Genomic DNA, 17,266 nt, shown 5'->3' on the forward strand with positions numbered 1-17,266 from the left:
AAAACGGGGCCCGGCGCCGGGTACCGGGTGCCCGGACGGGCACGCGGCTGGGTGTTGCTGCTTAGCCGCTAGGCGTTGCCGTCGAAGAGGCTCGTGACGGAGCCGTCGTCGAACACTTCGCGGATCGCGCGGGCGATCAGCGGAGCGATGGACAGCACGGTGAGCTGCGGGAAGTGCTTGCTCGGGGAGATTGGCAGGGTGTTGGTGACCACGACTTCACGGGCGCCGGATTCGGCGAGGCGCTGCGACGCCGGGTCGGAGAACACGGCGTGGGTCGCGGCGATGATGACATCCTTGGCGCCGGCGTTCTTGAGCACCTGGACGGCGCCGGAGATGGTTCCGCCGGTGTCGATCATGTCGTCGATCAGCACGCAGGTGCGGCCCTCGATCTGGCCCACGACGGTCTTGGAGACCGCCTGGTTGGGCACGGTCAGGTCACGGCTCTTGTGCACGAAGGCCAGCGGCGCGCCGCCGAGGCGTTCGGCCCACTGCTCGGCTACGCGGACGCGCCCGGTGTCCGGGGACACGACGGTGATCTTGTCCGAGCCGACGCGGGTGCGGATGTAGTCCGCGAGGAGCGGGATAGCCATCAGGTGGTCCACGGGGCCGTCGAAGAAGCCCTGGATCTGCGAGGTGTGCAGGTCCACGCTCATGATGCGGTCGGCGCCGGCGGTCTTGTACAGGTCCGCGACCAGGCGGGCGGAGATCGGCTCGCGGCCGCGGCCCTTCTTGTCCTGGCGGGCGTACGGGTAGAACGGCGAGACCACGGTGATGCGCTTGGCGGAGGCCCGCTTGAGCGAATCGATCATGATCAGCTGTTCCATGAGCCAGTTGTTCAGCGGTGCCGGGTGCGCCTGGATGACAAAGGCGTCGGTGCCGCGGACGCTTTCGCCGGCCCGGACGTAGATCTCGCCGTTGGCGAAGTCGTAGGCGTCCAGGGGCAGCAGTTCGGTGCCCAGCTCCTTGGCGATCTCGCGCGCCAGCTCCGGGTGTGCCCGCCCGGCGGCGAGCACCAGCTTCTTCTCCCCGTGTGCCGTAATTTCGCTCATGTTTGCTAGCCCTCTTCTGTCGATGCCGGAGTACTGGAAGATGATGAGGTGGCGCCGGCGGCTTCGGCCAGCGCGGCGGAGATGGAGCCCGGGCGGTGCGAGAGGACCCAGCCTTCGGAGTTCCGCTGCTTGGCGATGGTCAAGGCCAGGGCGCCGGCGGGGACGTCGCTGCGGATCACGGCGCCCGCGCCGCTGTACGCGCCGTCGCCCACCTGGACCGGAGCCACGAACACCGTGTTGGATCCGGTGCGGACGCCGGAGCCGATGACCGTGCGGTGCTTCTTCTCGCCGTCGTAGTTGGCCGTGATGTTGCCGCAGCCGATGTTGGTGTCCTCGCCGATCTCCGCGTCGCCGGCGTAGCCGAGGTGGGAGAGTTTCGAGCCGCGGCCGATGGTGACGTTCTTGGTCTCGTAGAACGCGCCGATCTTGCCGGTCTCGCCCAGGACGGTGCCGGGGCGCAGGTAGGTGAAGGGGCCAACGCTGGCGTTGGCGCCGATGGTGGAGCCGGACCCGTGGGTGCGGACCACCTTGGCGCCTTCGCCGATCCGCACGTCGGTCAGCGTGGTGTCCGGGCCGACGACGGCGTCGCGCGCCACGGTGGTGGAGCCGTGCAGCTGGGTGTTGGGCAGCAGGCGGACATCCTCGTCGAGGGTCACGGTGGCGTCGATCCAAGTGGTGGCCGGGTCGACGACGGTGACACCGGCGCGCATCCAGGCCTCGACGATGCGCCGGTTGTGTTCGGCGCCGAGGGCGGAGAGCTGAACGCGGTCGTTCGCGCCTTCGACCTGCCAGCGGTCCTCGGTCACGACGGCGGCGACCCGTCCCCCGGCGGCGCGGGCCAGGGAGAGGACATCGGTGAGGTACTTCTCGCCCTGGACGTTGTCCGTGGTGACGTGGACCAGGGCGTCCCGCAGCACGCCGGCGTCGAAAGCGTAGATGCCGGAGTTGACTTCGCGGATTTCGCGTTCGACGTCGCTGGCGTCCTTGTGTTCGCGGATGCCGGTCACGGTGCCGTCCACGCCGCGGAGAATGCGGCCGTAGCCGGCGGCATCGTCCAGGACGGCGGTGAGGACGGTGACGGCGTTGCCGTCCGCCTCGTGCACGGCGACCAGTTCGGAAAGCAGTTCGCCGGTGAGCAGGGGGACGTCGCCGTAGGTGACGACGACGGTTCCGCTCAGCCGGGCTTCGGGGTGGAGCGCGTCGAGGGCCTCGAGGGCGGCTTCGACGGCACGGCCGGTGCCGGGGACGTCGTCCTGGTCGACGATCAAGGCCTGCGGGTCGATTTCGGCGATGTGCGCGGCGACCTGGTCGCGTTCGTGGCGGACCACGAGGGCCAGCTCGCGGGGCCGGATGGCGCGGGCGGCGTTGAGGGCGTGGCCGACGAGGGAGCGACCGCCAATCTCGTGGAGGATCTTGGGGGTACGGGATTTCATCCGGGTACCGGCGCCTGCAGCTAGGACGATGACGGCGGCGGGGCCGGTGTTCTCGGGGCTCACGTACGGGCTCTCCTTGCTCAGTGGCCTGACTCAGTGCCGCTGCTCGGTCGATCTCGGTTGACCCGGGGCGACAGCCAGGTGGTCCACCTTGTTGCCGGCTCCGCGCGGCCGTGCCGGACCGCAATCCGGTCGCGGCATGCTCTTCATCCTACTGGACTTCCGCCGGCCCCCGCCCGCCCGGACCGGTTCCTCCGGCTGCGGGCGCCCACGACAGTTCCGCCCATAGGACTCGAACCTATACTCCACGGCTCCAAAGGCCGGGGTGCTGCCATTACACCAGAGCGGACCATGCCACGGCAGCGAGCCGGTGGCACAAGAGACAATTCTGCCACGAAGGATGTTGCTCGTGCGACTCAACGCCCGGGGACGGGCACCGCTGTAAGGCATGATGGTGCTGTGAGCAACAGCGCAGGCGTGTCCGGAGGGGCGGACCACCGCACCGGCAGGCCGGTGCGGGCCTCCGGCTACATCCCCAGGTCGCGAATGACCGGGCCCCAGCGGCGCACCCAGCTGATCGGCATCGGCCGGGGACTCTTCGCCCTCCGCGGCCTCGACGGCACCACCCTCGAGGAGATTGCCGCCGCAGCCGGCGTTTCGAAGCCGGTGATTTACGAACACTTCGGCTCCAAGGAAGGCCTCTACACCCAGGTGGTGGAGCACGAATTCCGGATCCTGCTCGGCTCCATCAATGAGGCGCTCTCCGAGGAGGCCAAGCCCCGCGTCCTGGTGGAGCGGGCCGCCCTGGCGCTGCTGGGCTACATCGAGGACCGGACCGACGGCTTCCGCATCCTGATGCGCGACGCCCCGCCGTCACAGCCCGAAGGCGCGTTCTCCACCCTGCTCTCGCAGGTGGCGGCACGGGTCGAGTACATCCTGGCCGACGAGTTCGCCCACCGTGGCTTCAGCGCAGCCGACGGAGCCATGTACGCCCAGATGCTGGTCGGCATGGTCGCGATGACCGGGCAGTGGTGGCAGGACAGCCGGACCCCGGACAAACGCGAAGTCGCCGCGCACCTGGTCAACCTCGCCTGGAACGGCCTCACCGGCCTGCAAAAGGACCCGGGACTCCGCAGCGAGGACTGAGCAACCCCGCCCAATGGTTGCCCAGCGGTCACCTACGCGGCGCAGCGGCCCTGAGCCCGGAACGGGAGCCATAAGCAATCCTCCGCGTGCCGACCCGAGGGACATGCCCGTCCCTGCTCGCGGGCCGAGGGACATGCCCAGCGGCCCCGCTTCACGCCCACCCGAGGGACATGCCCGTCTCTACTCGCGGGCAATGGACATATCACCAATATGCCCATTCCCGGGCCCGAACGACGGACATGTCCGTGAGTCCTGCAGGGTTGGAACGGGCATGCCCATTCCCGGGCCCGAACGACGGACATGTCCGTGAGTCCTGCAGGGCTGCAGCGGGCATGCCCATTCCTGACCCTGCACACGGAACATGTCCGGAGAAGACTCCGCCTTGGGCGTTACTCGCCGAGGACCTCGAGGGCTTCGAGCCATTCGAGTTCGAGGGCCTCGCGTTCGGCGGAGAGCTGCTGCAGCTTCGCGTTCAGGCCGGCGAGCTCGTCGAACTTGGAGGCGTCGCCGGCGCCGGCGGTCATCTGGGCGTGGATCTTGTCTTCCTGCTGCTTGAGTTTGCCCAGCTGCCGGTCGATCCGGTTCTTGGCCTTGCGGGCGTCGCGCTTCTCGGCTTCGGATGGTCCGGTGGCAGCCGGGGCCGCAGCGGCGCTGGAGGAGGTGACCGGGTTGCCGCCGCCGGTGATGGTGGAGCCTGCCAGCGCAGCCTCGCGCAGTTCCAGGTACTGGTCCACGCCGCGCGGCAGGGCGCGGATCTTGCCGTCACCGAGCAGGGCCATCTGGTGGTCCGTGACGCGTTCCAGCAGATAGCGGTCGTGGCTGACCACCACGAGCGTGCCCGGCCAGCCGTCCAGCACGTCCTCGACGGCGGCGAGGGTGTCCGTGTCGAGGTCGTTGGTGGGCTCATCAAGCATCAGGACGTTCGGCTCCCCCACCAGCAGGCGCAGGAGCTGAAGGCGGCGGCGTTCGCCACCGGAGAGGTCCTTGACCGGGGTCCACTGCTTCTCGTTCGTGAAGCCGAGCTGCTCCACGAGCTGCCCGGCGGTGAACTCCTTGCCGCCGACGTTGAACGATCGCTTCTCGCGCTCGATCACTTCGATGACGCGCAGGTCCTTGACGTCGTCGAGCTCCTTGACCTCCTGGGTCAGGACCGCGGTGACCACGGTCTTGCCGCGCTTGACCTTCCCCGAGGTGGGCTGGATTTCGCCGTTGAGGAGCTTCAGCAGGGTGGTTTTGCCGGCACCGTTGACGCCCACGAGTCCCAGCCGCTCGCCCGGCGCGAGCCGCAGCGTGATGTTGTCGAAGAGCTTCTGCCCGGGCTCGCCGCCGAGGAAGTCGAGGGAGACGTTCTCGAGGTCCAGGACGTCCTTGCCGAGCCGGGCGGTGGCCATCTTGCTCAGGGCCGTCGAGTCGCGCGGCTCGGGGACATCCGCAATCAGGGCGTTGGCTGCCTCGATCCGGAACTTAGGCTTCGCGGTGCGGGCGGGGGCGCCGCGCCGGAGCCAGGCAAGTTCCTTCTTGACGAGCTGCTGGCGTTTGCCCTCCGTCACGGAGGCAGCCCGGTCACGCTCGGCGCGGGCCAGCACGTAGGCGGCGTAACCGCCGTCGAACGGGTCCATGATGCCGTCGTGGATTTCCCAGGTCTTGTTGCAGACTTCGTCGAGGAACCAGCGGTCGTGGGTGACCACGAGGAACGCGCCCTGGTTGGGCCGCCAGCGGGTCTTCAGGTGCCGTGACAGCCACGCGACGCCCTCGACGTCGAGGTGGTTGGTGGGCTCGTCGAGCATGATGACATCGTGGTCCTCGATCAGCAGCTTGGCCAGCGCCACACGGCGCTTCTGCCCGCCGGAGAGCGCGTGCACGTTGGCGTGCCAGTCGACGTCGGACACGAGCCCGCCCATGATTTCGCGGATCTGCGGGTTGCGGGCCCATTCGTAGTCGGCCTGGTCCCCGACGATCGCGGCGCCGACGGTGAGGTCGCCGTCGAGCACGTCGCTCTGGTCCAGGTAGCCGATGTTGACCTCGCTGCGCTTGGTCACCCGGCCGGAGTCGGGGGTGGCACGCATGGCCAGCAGCCGCATCAGCGTCGACTTGCCGTCGCCGTTGCGGCCCACCATGCCGATCCGGTCGCCCTCTTCAAGGCCGAGGGTGATGCCATCGAGGACGGTACGGGTTGCGTACGAGACCGTGAGGTTCTCGCCGCCGAGCAGGTGTGCCACTGGGAACTGCTTTCCTAGATGAAATGGTCGAGCTAAAGACGCTGCTTAGCTGACGTAGCTCTGACGTATATGACGTCTATACAGTCAAAGCTACTAAAGGAGCGTATCGGAAATGATCCGGGCGCCGTGCACCGGGCCGTGGACCGCCTGGGCGTCGAGGCCGTGGTGGCGCAGGTCTTCGGCGAGTCCCTCGGCCGCGGCCGGGCTGTGCGCCAGCAGCGCCACCGTGGGGCCGGAGCCGGAGACGATTCCCGCGATCGCGCCGCAGGATTCGCCCAGCCCCAGGACGTCGCGGAGCCCGGGTGCCAGCTCGATCGAGGCGCGCTGCAGATCGTTGACCAAGACCCGGCTGAGCGCATCGGCGTCGCCGCTGCGGAGCGCGGCGAGGACGCGGGGATCGACGGCGGTGGGCTCCTCGACTTCCACCCCTTCGTCCGCGCGCAGCCGGTCCAGGGTTTTAAAGACCGCGGGGGTAGGCAGACCGAAATCCGCGGTGACGAGCACCCAGTCCGTCTGAGCCTTCACCAGCGCCGGGGAGAGCTCGTCGCCCAGGCCCAGTCCGACGGCAGTCCCTCCCAGCAGGGAGAACGGCACGTCGGCCCCCAGCTCGGCAGCGAGGTGGGCCAGTTCGTCCCGGGAGAGCCCGCTGTTCCACAGCGCGTCGCAGGCCAGCAGGGTGGCCGCGGCGTCGGCCGAGCCGCCGCCCATGCCTCCGGCGACCGGAACCCGCTTGATGATTTCGAGGTGCACGCCGGTGGAGTGCTCCGAGACATCGGCCATGATGGCCGCGGCCTTGTACGCAAGGTTGCGTTCGTCGAGCGGGATGTCGACGCCGTCCAGGTCAAGGGTGCTGGCCGGGCTGATGCTGACCGTTATCTCGCCGGTGTCCGTGCTGGTGGCGGCGACCTCTTCATACAGGGATACGGCAAGGTAGACGCTTGCCACCGAGTGGTAGCCGTCCGGGCGCAGCGGTCCGACATCTAGTGAGACGTTCACCTTGCCGGGTGCCTTGACCCGGACAGTCCTGGCGGCAAAGCGCCCTCTCACTGCGTTCATGGCTCCACGCTATGGCATGGCAGGCTGAGGCTCCAAGCAGAACCGTCGGCCGCGGCGCTCAGGTGCCGGGCCGGGCGTGTGCTTCGGCGATGCGGGCGAAGGCGGTGATATCGAGCACTTCGCCCCGGGCGGTGGGGTCGACGCCGGCGGCCCGGAGACAGCGTTCGGCTTCGGCGGCGCTTCCGGCCCAGCCCGCCAGAGCGGCCCGGAGGGTCTTGCGCCGCTGGGCGAAGGCCGCATCGATGACGGCGAAGACCTCTTCCCGGGTGGCGGAGGTTGCCGGCGGTTCCCGCCGGGTGAAGGCGACGAGCCCGGAATGGATCTTGGGCGCCGGCCAGAAGACGTTCATCCCGATCACACCGGCCTTGCGCATGCCGCTGTACCAGGCTGCCTTGACCGAGGGGACGCCGTAGGTCTTGGAACCCGGGCCGGCGGCGAGCCGGTCGGCCACCTCGTCCTGGACCATGACCAGGCCGTGCCGCAGGCTCGGGAAATGCTGCAGCAGGTGCAGCACGACGGGGACGGCCACGTTGTAGGGAAGATTGGCGACCAGCGCCGTGGGCTGCACCGGCAGCTCGGTCACCTTCATCGCGTCGGCGAGGACCAGGTGGAAATTTTCGACGGCGCCGGGGCGCCAGCGTGCCACGGTGTCGGGCAGTTTGGCGGCGAGGACCGGGTCGATTTCGACGGCGACGACCGAGGTGGCGGCGTCCAGTAGGCCCAAGGTCAGCGAGCCGAGGCCCGGACCGACTTCCAGCACGGTCTCGTCCGCGCTGATGTCCGCAGCGGCGACGATGCGCCGGATGGTGTTGCCGTCGATGACGAAGTTCTGGCCCAGGGTCTTGGTGGGACGGACCCCGATTTCCTCGGCCAGCCTGCGGATGTCGGAGGCGCCCAGGAGCTGCGCTGGGGCACCGGCGGTCGCCGCGGAGCGCTCGACGGGGGCGGAGGGGGTCGGTTCAGTCACCTAGGTATCCTATCCCGCGGCGGCAACGGCGAAGGCCGGTCCCGGGATCCGGGACCGGCCTTCGAAGGTGCGCCGCGGCGGTGGTCAGCCGATGCGGCAACCGTGGTTGCCTGACCGGCCACGCGGGCCGGAATGGGGTGTCAGCTGGAGGCCGCCCAGCCGCAGCCCCACGGGGACAGTCCGCGCTCAGCGTAGACGCGGTTGGCAATGGCAATCTGCTGGGCCTTGCTGGCCTGGCTGGCGTTGGGGGCATACGCGCCGCCGCCGGCACCGAGCCAGGTCTGGACGTCGAACTGGAGCCCGCCGTAGTAGCCGTTGCCGGAGTTGATGGACCAGTTGCCGCCGGACTCGCACTGCGCGATCTTGTCCCACATGCCCACGTTCATCATCGCCGGGGCCGCGGCGCCGGTGTTTGCGGCGGCCGGGGCGGCAGCCTCCACCTTGGGCTTCTCCTTGGTGCCGATGCTGACCTTTTCGGTGACCGGCTCGCGCGTGACCTTCTGGGCCACGAGCGTCCGGGAGGCGATACGGCCGTCCACGAGGACCAGCTTGAAGCTCTTGCTGATGCTGCCGGCCACACCGGCCTGGATGACCTTCTGCTCGCCCTTCGGCAGCGCCGCGTCCTCGGCGGTCAGCGTCTCGAAGGGTACGGCTTCGGTGGTGGCCGCGGTCTTGGACGTGTCAACGCGGGAGACCTTGACCACCATGTTGTTGACGACCGGCGCGTTGCCGGGCTGCGAGGTGCGGTCGCTGGCGCCGAGCTTGACGCCGGCGTCGGCGAGGACGCCGCCGACGGTCGCCGCCGTCGTCATGGTCTTAGTGGCCTTGCCGTCGGCCACGAGGGTCACGGCCTTCGGCGTGGAGATACTGACGAAGGAACCGGAGACGGCCAGCTGCGCGTCCTTCGGAACGGAGATCTTCGAGGCGGAGGCGACGCCGAGTTCCGTCACGAGCCCTTCGACGGTGGGCGCGGTGGTGGTGATGGTCCGCTCGGCGCCGTCCACGCTGACCTTCACGGCCTTGGCGAGGTTGACGTTGATGACGGATCCGTCCTGCACATGGGATTCAGCCGAAGGCGACACCTTGTCGGCGGCCTGCAGCTCGACCTTGGCGCCGCGGACCACTTGGCCGACGGTGCCGCCGAAGGTCTGCACGGAGCTCACTCGTCCGTCGACGTTGAGGGTGACCGTCTTGTTGTTGCCAACGAAGGCGACCAGGCCGAGCACGAGTGCCACGAGCACCACGAGTTGCGCGCCGACCTTGACGAAGCTGAACTTGCCGTCCGATGTGAAGAACTTGACCACGATTGCCCATATCTTTTGGACCATCCGGGCACGGGGAAAAGCGCACACGTTTCCCCGGCGCAAACACCCCCAAGGGCAGCTCCGGAGCAGCTCCGGATATTTGCGGAAAACGCGGGCACCGCCACACTTCCAAACGAGAGCGCACACGTGGATCCTTTGCCACAATGCGCGCCCTGAGGTAGTGAAATTCTCCGAAGGCCTTCCCCGACCCCGGCTAATAGTTGTCCACTGTAACCGTAGCGTTATAAACCAACCAAGATTTTGTGCATACCCGGTATGTTGCCAGAGTGACGGCGGGTGCTGCCTTCAGTCCCAGGATCCGTATGCCTGCAGGGTATTTTCGGCCAACTGCGTGCACAGCGCGGAGAGCTCGCGGCCTGTCAATTCCGCCATCGCCCGAACCGTGTAAGGAATCATGTAGCTGGCGTTTGGCCTCCCCCGGTGCGGGTGCGGAGTGAGGAACGGGGCGTCGGTTTCGACAAGGATGCGTCCGGGCTCGGCGATGGCCAGGGCCGCGCGCAGGTTCGCCGCGTTCTTGAAGGTCACTGTCCCGGCGAACGACATGTACCAGCCCTCGGCATTGCAGGTCCGGGCGAGCTCCTCGCCGCCGGAGAAGCAGTGGAAAACCACCCGTTCCGGAGCGCCCTCCTCCCGGAGCACCTGTACGACGTCGTCGTGGGCGTCGCGGTCGTGGATCTGCAGAGTCAGGCCAAGCCGCTTGGCGATATCGATGTGGCGGCGGAAGGAGTACCGCTGCTGGGCGAGCCCCTCCCCCTCGGTGCGGAAGAAATCAAGGCCGGTCTCGCCGATGGCACGGATCCGCGGGTGGGAGGCCAGCGCCTCGATTTCCGCCAGCGCCTCCTCCAGTTCGCCGCGGGCCGCGTAGGCCGGGGCGTCGTTGGGGTGCAGCGCGACGGCGCCAAGCAGCCGCGAGTCCTCCTCCACCGCCTGCACGGTGAAGCGGGATGACTCAAGGTCGCAGCCCACCTGCACGGCGCCCCGGACCCCCACGGCCTCGGCGGCGTCGAGGACATCTTTGATGCTGACTGCCGGGCTCCCGTTGGCAAAATCGGCATCCGGGAAGTCCAGGTGGGTGTGGTTGTCCATCACCGGGACGGGCAACGGTTCCGGCGCCGGCGGATACGGCTTCCGGGCGGACGGGGCAGTTCCGGACGGGCCGGCGCCGCTTCCGTCGCTGCCGGTCTCGCGGAAGGGTGCGGGGATCAGCGGATTGCACATCCTTCCAGCCTAGCTGCGGGCCGGGCGGAGAATTACCCGGAACTCTCTGTCTGCTTTGTCAGTTGTGTTAGTACGCTGATACCAAGACAGGCGTGCAGCAGTGGGGGCCCGGCCTTCCCGCCGCTCCGCCCGGACCGCACCAGGGCTGAAAGGCTGCCGATGGACTACCACCGACGTACCTCCGTTGACGAAGCGCTGCCGGAGCCGCAGGGCCTCCCGGCGCGAGCCGGCGTTATTCCGGCGCCGATGGAGGCCGCGGCATTCCACGCCGCCAGCGAGCGCATCCTGCGGGCCATCAACACGGTGATCGACGGCAAGGCCGAAGCCGCCAAGCTGGCGCTGACTGTGCTCCTCGCCCAGGGCCACCTGCTCCTCGAGGACGTTCCCGGCGTGGGCAAGACGCTGCTGGCCAAGACCCTCGCCCGGACCATCGACTGTTCCGTCAGCCGGATCCAGTTCACCCCGGATCTGCTGCCCTCCGATGTCACGGGCGTGTCCATCTACAACCAGGCCTCCCGGATGTTCGAGTTCCGCCCCGGCGCGGTGTTCGCCAACATCGTGATTGGCGACGAGATCAACCGCGCCTCCGCCAAGACCCAGTCCGCACTGTTGGAGTGCATGGAGGAGCACCAGGTCACGGTGGACGGGAAATCCTACAAACTGGACGAACCCTTCATGGTGGTGGCGACGCAGAACCCGATCGAGATGGAAGGCACCTATCCGCTGCCGGAAGCGCAGCGCGACCGCTTCATGGCCCGAATCTCGATGGGCTATCCGGACCGCGACGCCGAGATGGAGATGCTGGAGACCCACCAGGCCACGTCCCCGCTGACCAGGGTGACGGCCGTGGTAACCGCGGACGAGGTGGCGTCAATGATCGCCACCGTCCAGCAGGTCTATGTATCCCGTCCGATCAAGGAATACACGGTGGCCCTGGGCCGCGCCACGAGGGAGAGCGCCATGCTCCGGCTTGGCGCGAGCCCCCGGTCCATGCTGCAGCTGCTGCGTGCTGCGAAGGCCACCGCCGCACTGGAGGGCCGGGACTTCGTGCTGCCCGACGACGTCGTGAGCGTGGCGGAATCGGTGCTGGCCCACCGGATCATCCTGGACCGCAAGGCCGCCAGCACCGGAGAGACGCCGCAGAGCGTCATCCGGTCCATCCTCGCGCGGGTGCCGGTCGGGCAGGAAACGGCGCCAGCGCAGGCCCGGACCCGCACCGACGGCGACGGCGGCCGTTCCGCCGCGCGGCCGTCGGCCCTCCCCACCGGCCGCTAGGGGGCTGAGGCGGCCGTGGCGGTGCTGGACCGGTTCCCTAGGCACATCTTCAGCTCGCGCGGCTGGGGCCTGTTGGGAGCGGGCGTCCTGTCCCTGCTGGCCGCTCAAATACTGGGCCGCCGCGACCTGCTGGCGCTGGCGCTCCTGTTGCTGGTCCTCCCGCTGCTGTCCCTTGCCGGCACGCGCGTGCTGAAACCCCGGTTCCGGGTCTACCGCGAGTTCAACCCATCCCCGGTGGAGACCTCCGCGACGACCACCGTCCGGCTGGCGGTGGCCCGCACCGGTCCGGGCAACGGCCTGGCCCTGATGGAGGAGCAGTTGCCGTCCCGGTTCGGGCAGTCCCCGGTGTTCCGCTTCCCGGCGCGGACCGCCGTCGCGGGAACCAGCCGCTACGAATACCAGCTTCGGAGCGCGAAACGCGGCCAGTTCCTGATCGGGCCGGTCACGGCCGAATTCAGCGACCCTTTCGGGCTCTCCGTGCACCGCCACGCGATCGACGCCGGCGACGTCCTCACGGTGACCCCCGCCGCCGTCGAGCTCCCCGCGACCGGGCTCGCGGGCGCACGCGGCCACGACGGCGTCACCGCAACGCGGATCCGCGCGAACCCCAGCGACGACGACGTCATGACCCGCGAGTACCGGCACGGCGATCCGATGCGCCGCGTGCACTGGGCGGCGACCGCCCGGCACGGCTCCCTCATGGTGCGGCAGGAGGAATCGGTCACGACTCCGGAAGCCACGATCATCCTGGACCAGCGCTTCCAGGCCTACGCGCAGGGCGCCGGCTATGTTTCCGGCGGCGCGGCCGCGGACGGGCATGAACTGGTCACCAGCGACGCCTTCGAATGGGCCGTCACGGCCGCGATGTCCATCAGCACCCACCTTGGCGAGCGCAACTACGCGCTGCGCTGCCTGGACCCGGCCGGGGATCCGGCCTTCCTGAATTCGCCGTCGGCGCCGGAGCCGGAGGCCGACGAGTACGCCGGGACCGGCGGCCTGCAGTCCATTGCGGAGAGCCTGGCCGCCATCGCGCTCAGCGGTCCGCGCCACGGCGCAGCCGACGCCGGGCCGCAGCCTTTCGACGACCGGCTGATGGACAAGCTCTCCGCGCACCGCCTGCGGGGGCCGATCCTGGCGATCCTGGGCCGTCTCTCGCCGGCGGAGGCGCGCGCGCTGGCCCCGGCGGCGGGGTTCGGCGCGAATGCCTTCGCCCTCCTGGTCACGGACCGCGCGGCTGACACCGGGCCGGTCCTGGAGTTCCTGCGCCGCGGCGGCTGGCGCGCCGTCGCCGTCTCCGCGGCCACCCCGCTGCCGGCCGCCTGGTCCGCCTTCGACCAGGACGGCGCCGCCGGGCTTCCGCCGGCCGCAGGATCAGCGGCGGCCGACGGTGCCCGGCCCGTCGCCGGAGGCCGGCGATGACCCTGACCCCGCAGCGCAACAGGGCCCCGGGACCGTCCGCGGCCGAGCCCGGACGGCCCTCCGTCCCGGCGCCGGGCGCGGCCGCCGGGCCGAAGGGTGCCGGCGTCGAGCCCTGGGCAATGGGGCTCGCCGTCGCGGTGGCCGTCGCCGGCGCGGCGCTGGGGCTCAACGGCGTGCTGCGCGGCTGGGCCTGGTACCCGGCAGTGCTCACCACGGTTTTCACCGTCGCGCTGGCGATGGCGGGGCTCCGGGCCCTGCGGCTGCACGGCGTCCTGGTCGGCGCGGGAGGCTTCGTGGTGCTGGCCCTGGTCCTCACCTTCACCTTCTTCCGCCAGCACAGCATCGCCGGATTCATTCCGTCCGGCGACACCATGGCCCAGCTGCAGCGGTACCTGCGGCGGGCCAGCGAGACCGTGCTCGCCGAGAGCTCACCGGTGGCGCCCAACGCCGGCATCGTCCTGCTGATCTGCGGGGTGCTCGGCCTGGTGGTGATCCTGGTCGACGCCCTCGCCGTCCCGCTCGCGCTGCCGGCGACCAGCGGGCTCGGGATCCTGGCCATCCTGGTGGTTCCGGCCATGGTGAAACCGCAGAGCGTCGGCTGGCTGGGCTTCACCGGCGCCGCGGCGGGCTACCTCATGATCCTGGCCAGCAGCCACTGGTTCCACCCCAACTCCCGGACCCGGGCGGACACGGCGCGCAATCCCGGCCAGCTCAAACGCGCTTCCCTGACCGGGGCGGTGGCGCTGGTCCTGACGCTGCTGTTCCAGCTGGCCATCCCGGGCTTCGACCAGGGCATCTTTCCGCAGGGATCCCGGCTGAATCCCTGGGGATCCGCGAGCGGATTGAACCCCATGATCAGCCTCGGCAACAGCCTGCGCAGCCCCACCGGCGACGGACGGATTACCTACGCCACCAACGCCTCGCAGGCGCCGTACCTGCGCTCCGTCACCGTGGACAGCTTCGACGGCGATGCGTGGGCGCCGGACGACCGTGACGCCAGCCGGCAGCCGGGCACCGGAAGGATGGACCCGGGGCCCGCCCCCAGCGTGGAAGAACAGGTCCGGGTGGTCACGGCCGTCAACACGGGCCAGTTCACGAGCCCGTACCTGCCCGCCCCCTACGCGCCCGAGTCGGTGAACGGCCTGACCGGCCGGTGGAGCTGGGATCCGGCCACGCTGAGCATCAAGGGCCTGGACACCAACTCGCGCAACCAGCAGTACGTTGTGGCGTCGGTGGCGCCGAAGCTCACCCGGGCCGTGCTGGCTGACTCCCCGGACAGGGCGCAGGCGGTGCCGGACACCTTCACCCGGGTCCCCGCCAACGTACCCCAGATCGTGCGGCAGACTGCGGACACGGTCACTGCGGGAAGCCGCGGCAACTACGCCAAGGCCATGGCGATCCAGCAGTACCTGCGTTCCGCGGAGTTCAGCTACTCGCTTCAGTCCCCCGTCCAGGGTGGCTACGACGGCAACGGGTTGTCAGTGCTGGCGGACTTCCTGGCCCAGAAGAGCGGCTACTGCATCCACTTCTCCTCGGCGATGGCCGTGATGGCGCGGCTGGAGGGGATCCCGAGCCGGGTCGCCGTCGGCTACGCTCCCGGACGCGCCACCGGGTCCACCGTGACGATCCCGGGCCTGGGGGCGCTGCCCGAGTATGAGGTGGACGCCCGTGACGCGCACGCCTGGCCCGAACTGTACTTCCAGGGCGTCGGCTGGGTGGCCTTCGAGCCGACGCCCTCGCGCGGCGTGGTGCCGGGCTACGCCACCGAGCCAGCGGCGCGCAGCGGCGCCAGCACCAACGAGAACAACGATGGCCTGATCCCCGAGGATGACCTCAAACCCACGGCGGCCCCTGCGCCCGCACCGTTGCCGTTGCCCGCAACCGCGGGCGGGGACGGGTCCGGCAGCAGCCTGGCCCCCCTGTTGTACGGCGCCGGCGGGCTGCTGCTGGTGCTCCTGCTACTGTCGGCCCCGGCGCTGGCGCGCGGCGGCGTCCGGCGGCGGCGGCTCAAGGCCTCCGGCTTGTCGGGGGCAGCCGCCCCGGCCTGGGCGGAGCTGCGGGACCTGGCCACGGACTTCGGGATCCCGCCGCGCAGCAGCGAAACGCCGCGGCATTTTTCCGCCCGGCTGCGCGGTTCAGCGGCGCTCGGCGAGCCGGGCGGCGTGGACGCCCCGGCCCACGCTGCCGTGGCCTCCCTGAGCGCCGACTTTGAACGGCAGCGCTACGGCCGCCCCGACACGGACTCCCCGGCGGGCAACTCCCGGCCGGACTCCCGGCCGGACTCCCTGCCGGGCTCCCTGCCGGGCTCTCCCGCGGACAGGGTCGAACAGGTCCGGGACGCATTGCGCGCCCACGCTTCGTGGTGGACCCGTTGGCGCGCCATCTGGCTGCCGCCGTCGCTCACGGCCCGCTGGCGGCGCCGGGCATGGACACCGCTGCGGGCCGTTTCGGTCCCGGCCAGGTCAGCCGGACGCGGCGCCGCGGAATCCTGGTCCAGGGTCCGCGACGCCGCCCGCAGGCTTCGCCGAAGCTAGCCGGCGTAGGGGTCGGCGATGCCGATGTACTGCGTGTAGAGGTATTCCTCGATGCCTTCGAGGCCGCCTTCGCGGCCCAGGCCGGACTGCTTGACTCCGCCGAACGGTGCTGCCGCGTTGGACACGACGCCGGCGTTCAGGCCCAGCATGCCGGTTTCGAGGCGTTCGCCCATCCGGATGCCCCGGTTGAGGTCCTTGGTGAAGACGTAGGCCACCAGGCCGTATTCGGTGTTGTTCGCGAGCCGGACGGCCTCGTCCTCGGTGTCGAAGGTGATGATCGGGGCGACGGGTCCGAAGATCTCCTCGGACAGGATCCGGGTGCCCTCGGTGACGCCCTTGAGGATCGTGGGCTGGTAGAAGTAGCCCGGACCCTCGACGGCGGCGCCGCCCAGCACTGTCACAGCGCCGGCGTTCACCGCGTCCGTGACGAGCTCGTGGACCTTGTCGCGGCTCTTCGCGTCGATCAGCGGGCCGACCTTGGAGTCCGCCTCGGTGCCCCGGGCCGTGGTCATGTCCTTCATCTTCGCGGCGAACTTCTCCGCGAACTCGTCGGCCACGGACTCGTGCACGATGAAGCGGTTCGCCGCGGTGCAGGCCTCGCCCATGTTCCGCAGCTTCGCCAGCATTGCTCCGGCTACCGCGGCGTCGACGTCGGCGTCCTCAAACACCACGAACGGGGCGTTGCCGCCGAGTTCCATCGAGGTCCGCAGCACCGTCTCGGAGGCGTCCGCGAGCAGCCGGCGGCCCACCTCGGTGGAGCCGGTGAAGGAAAGCTTACGGAGCCGGGAATCCTTGATCAGCGGGCCGGTCGTGGCGCCCGCGGTGGAGGTCGGGATCACGTTCAGCACGCCCGCGGGCAGGCCGGCTTCCAGCATGACGGCGGCAAAGAGCTGCGAGGTCAGCGGCGTGAGGTTCGCGGACTTGAGCACCATGGTGCAGCCGGCGGCGACGGCCGGGGCGATCTTGCGGGTGGCCATGGCCAGCGGGAAGTTCCACGGCGTAATCAGCAGGCACGGCCCCACCGGCTTCTTGGTCACCAGGAGCCGGGACTTGCCGTCCGGGGAAACCGAGTAGCGGCCAAACGCGCGGACGGCCTCCTCGGAGAACCAGCGCAGGAACTCGGCGCCGTAGGTGACTTCGCCGCGGGCTTCGGCCAGCGGCTTGCCCATCTCCAGGGTCATCAGCAGCGCGAAGTCCTCGGCCCGTTCGGTCACGAGCTCGAAGGCGCGGCGCAGGATCTCACCGCGCTCCCGCGGCGGGACCTTGGCCCAGGACTCCTGCGCGGCGGCGGCCGCGTCCAGGGCCGCGGCGCCGTCCTCGGGACCGGCGTCGGCCAGGCTCAACAGCACCTTGCCGGTGGCGGGATCCTCGACGTCGAACGTCTTGCCGGACGCGGCCGGACGCCACTGTCCGTCAATCAGCAGGCCGGTCGGCACGGACGCCAGCAGTGCGGCCTCGCGCTCCGCGGTAACGGTGGGCTGGGCAGTTACAGTCACAATGACTCCCTCGTCAGCAATGGGTTCGGAAAATTTTCTGATCAGCCCCGCACCGGCTTGCGCCGCGGGCCTGGACTACTGCCACGGTACTGCCGGGCTCTCCGGGGTGTCTACGCATCTGCGCACTAG

The 17,266-nt window shown here is 69.8% G+C and carries 12 protein-coding genes and 1 tRNA gene; 4 read left to right on the forward strand and 9 right to left on the reverse strand.

All coding sequences use genetic code 11. The annotated features are described in order from the left end of the window. Positions 1–68 precede the first annotated feature (68 nt). From AC1DBD_RS11605 to AC1DBD_RS11615, 3 genes are all read right to left on the reverse strand, one after another. On the reverse strand, positions 69–1,049 hold the full coding sequence (locus tag AC1DBD_RS11605) for a ribose-phosphate diphosphokinase (protein WP_175322781.1): 981 nt from the start codon (positions 1,047–1,049) through the stop codon (positions 69–71). Positions 1,050–1,054: 5 nt separating this feature from the next. Beyond that, positions 1,055–2,545, reverse strand: coding sequence for a bifunctional UDP-N-acetylglucosamine diphosphorylase/glucosamine-1-phosphate N-acetyltransferase GlmU (glmU, locus tag AC1DBD_RS11610; protein ID WP_476982151.1), 1,491 nt, complete (start codon positions 2,543–2,545; stop codon positions 1,055–1,057). 214 nt (positions 2,546–2,759) lie between these two features. Continuing rightward, positions 2,760–2,831, reverse strand: a tRNA-Gln gene (locus AC1DBD_RS11615). Between the two features lie 197 nt (positions 2,832–3,028). Between AC1DBD_RS11615 and AC1DBD_RS11620 the strand changes: the two genes are divergently transcribed. Further along, positions 3,029–3,628 (forward strand): TetR/AcrR family transcriptional regulator, encoded by a 600-nt coding sequence (locus tag AC1DBD_RS11620; RefSeq protein WP_476982202.1) that lies wholly within the window; start codon positions 3,029–3,031, stop codon positions 3,626–3,628. Positions 3,629–4,017: 389 nt separating this feature from the next. Here the strand turns inward: AC1DBD_RS11620 and AC1DBD_RS11625 are convergent, their stop codons facing one another. The 5 genes from AC1DBD_RS11625 to AC1DBD_RS11645 all read right to left on the reverse strand — a co-directional run bounded on the left by AC1DBD_RS11625 (position 4,018) and on the right by AC1DBD_RS11645 (position 10,413). Continuing rightward, on the reverse strand, positions 4,018–5,847 hold the full coding sequence (locus tag AC1DBD_RS11625) for an ABC-F family ATP-binding cassette domain-containing protein (protein ID WP_441418448.1): 1,830 nt from the start codon (positions 5,845–5,847) through the stop codon (positions 4,018–4,020). A 93-nt stretch (positions 5,848–5,940) separates the two neighbouring features. Next, positions 5,941–6,903, reverse strand: a complete 963-nt coding sequence (locus AC1DBD_RS11630; RefSeq protein WP_476982152.1) for a 4-(cytidine 5'-diphospho)-2-C-methyl-D-erythritol kinase — start codon at positions 6,901–6,903, stop codon at positions 5,941–5,943. 58 nt (positions 6,904–6,961) lie between these two features. Further along, positions 6,962–7,870 carry a 16S rRNA (adenine(1518)-N(6)/adenine(1519)-N(6))-dimethyltransferase RsmA gene (gene rsmA / locus AC1DBD_RS11635; RefSeq protein WP_476982153.1) on the reverse strand — a complete coding sequence of 303 codons (909 nt, stop codon included), beginning with the start codon at positions 7,868–7,870 and terminating at the stop codon, positions 6,962–6,964. Positions 7,871–8,010: 140 nt separating this feature from the next. Then, a complete protein-coding gene (locus AC1DBD_RS11640) occupies positions 8,011–9,198 on the reverse strand; it encodes a ubiquitin-like domain-containing protein (RefSeq protein ID WP_476893230.1) in 1,188 nt (395 codons plus the stop codon). Positions 9,199–9,480: 282 nt separating this feature from the next. Further along, complete coding sequence (locus tag AC1DBD_RS11645) at positions 9,481–10,413, reverse strand: TatD family hydrolase (protein ID WP_476982154.1); 933 nt, start codon at positions 10,411–10,413, stop codon at positions 9,481–9,483. Positions 10,414–10,572: 159 nt separating this feature from the next. Between AC1DBD_RS11645 and AC1DBD_RS11650 the strand changes: the two genes are divergently transcribed. From AC1DBD_RS11650 to AC1DBD_RS11660, 3 genes are read left to right on the forward strand one after another with little or no spacing between them, the layout of a single operon-like run. Next, positions 10,573–11,688: an AAA family ATPase gene (locus tag AC1DBD_RS11650; protein ID WP_476917574.1), complete on the forward strand. Its 1,116-nt coding sequence runs from the start codon at positions 10,573–10,575 to the stop codon at positions 11,686–11,688. A 15-nt stretch (positions 11,689–11,703) separates the two neighbouring features. After that, positions 11,704–13,107 carry a DUF58 domain-containing protein gene (locus AC1DBD_RS11655; RefSeq protein ID WP_476982155.1) on the forward strand — a complete coding sequence of 468 codons (1,404 nt, stop codon included), beginning with the start codon at positions 11,704–11,706 and terminating at the stop codon, positions 13,105–13,107. Further along, entirely contained in the window at positions 13,104–15,641 is a 2,538-nt protein-coding gene (locus AC1DBD_RS11660; protein ID WP_476982156.1) for a transglutaminase TgpA family protein, read from the forward strand. The genes AC1DBD_RS11655 and AC1DBD_RS11660 overlap by 4 nt, the downstream gene beginning before the upstream one ends. On the opposite strand, the gene AC1DBD_RS11665 is transcribed toward AC1DBD_RS11660, so the two are convergent. After that, positions 15,638–17,137, reverse strand: a complete 1,500-nt coding sequence (locus AC1DBD_RS11665; RefSeq protein WP_441418456.1) for an NAD-dependent succinate-semialdehyde dehydrogenase — start codon at positions 17,135–17,137, stop codon at positions 15,638–15,640. The two genes, AC1DBD_RS11660 and AC1DBD_RS11665, sit on opposite strands and share 4 nt — an antisense overlap. Positions 17,138–17,266: the final 129 nt, after the last annotated feature.

Source organism: Arthrobacter sp. 10T419 (assembly GCF_056394105.1).

Coding starts and splice junctions, on each gene's coding strand:
- AC1DBD_RS11605 (WP_175322781.1), bottom strand. CDS start 1,049: ATGAGCGAAATTACGGCACACGGGGAGAAGAAGCTGGTGCTCGCCGCC.
- AC1DBD_RS11620 (WP_476982202.1), top strand. CDS start 3,029: ATGACCGGGCCCCAGCGGCGCACCCAGCTGATCGGCATCGGCCGGGGA.
- AC1DBD_RS11630 (WP_476982152.1), bottom strand. CDS start 6,903: ATGAACGCAGTGAGAGGGCGCTTTGCCGCCAGGACTGTCCGGGTCAAG.
- AC1DBD_RS11640 (WP_476893230.1), bottom strand. CDS start 9,198: ATGGTCCAAAAGATATGGGCAATCGTGGTCAAGTTCTTCACATCGGAC.
- AC1DBD_RS11645 (WP_476982154.1), bottom strand. CDS start 10,413: ATGTGCAATCCGCTGATCCCCGCACCCTTCCGCGAGACCGGCAGCGAC.
- AC1DBD_RS11650 (WP_476917574.1), top strand. CDS start 10,573: ATGGACTACCACCGACGTACCTCCGTTGACGAAGCGCTGCCGGAGCCG.
- AC1DBD_RS11660 (WP_476982156.1), top strand. CDS start 13,104: ATGACCCTGACCCCGCAGCGCAACAGGGCCCCGGGACCGTCCGCGGCC.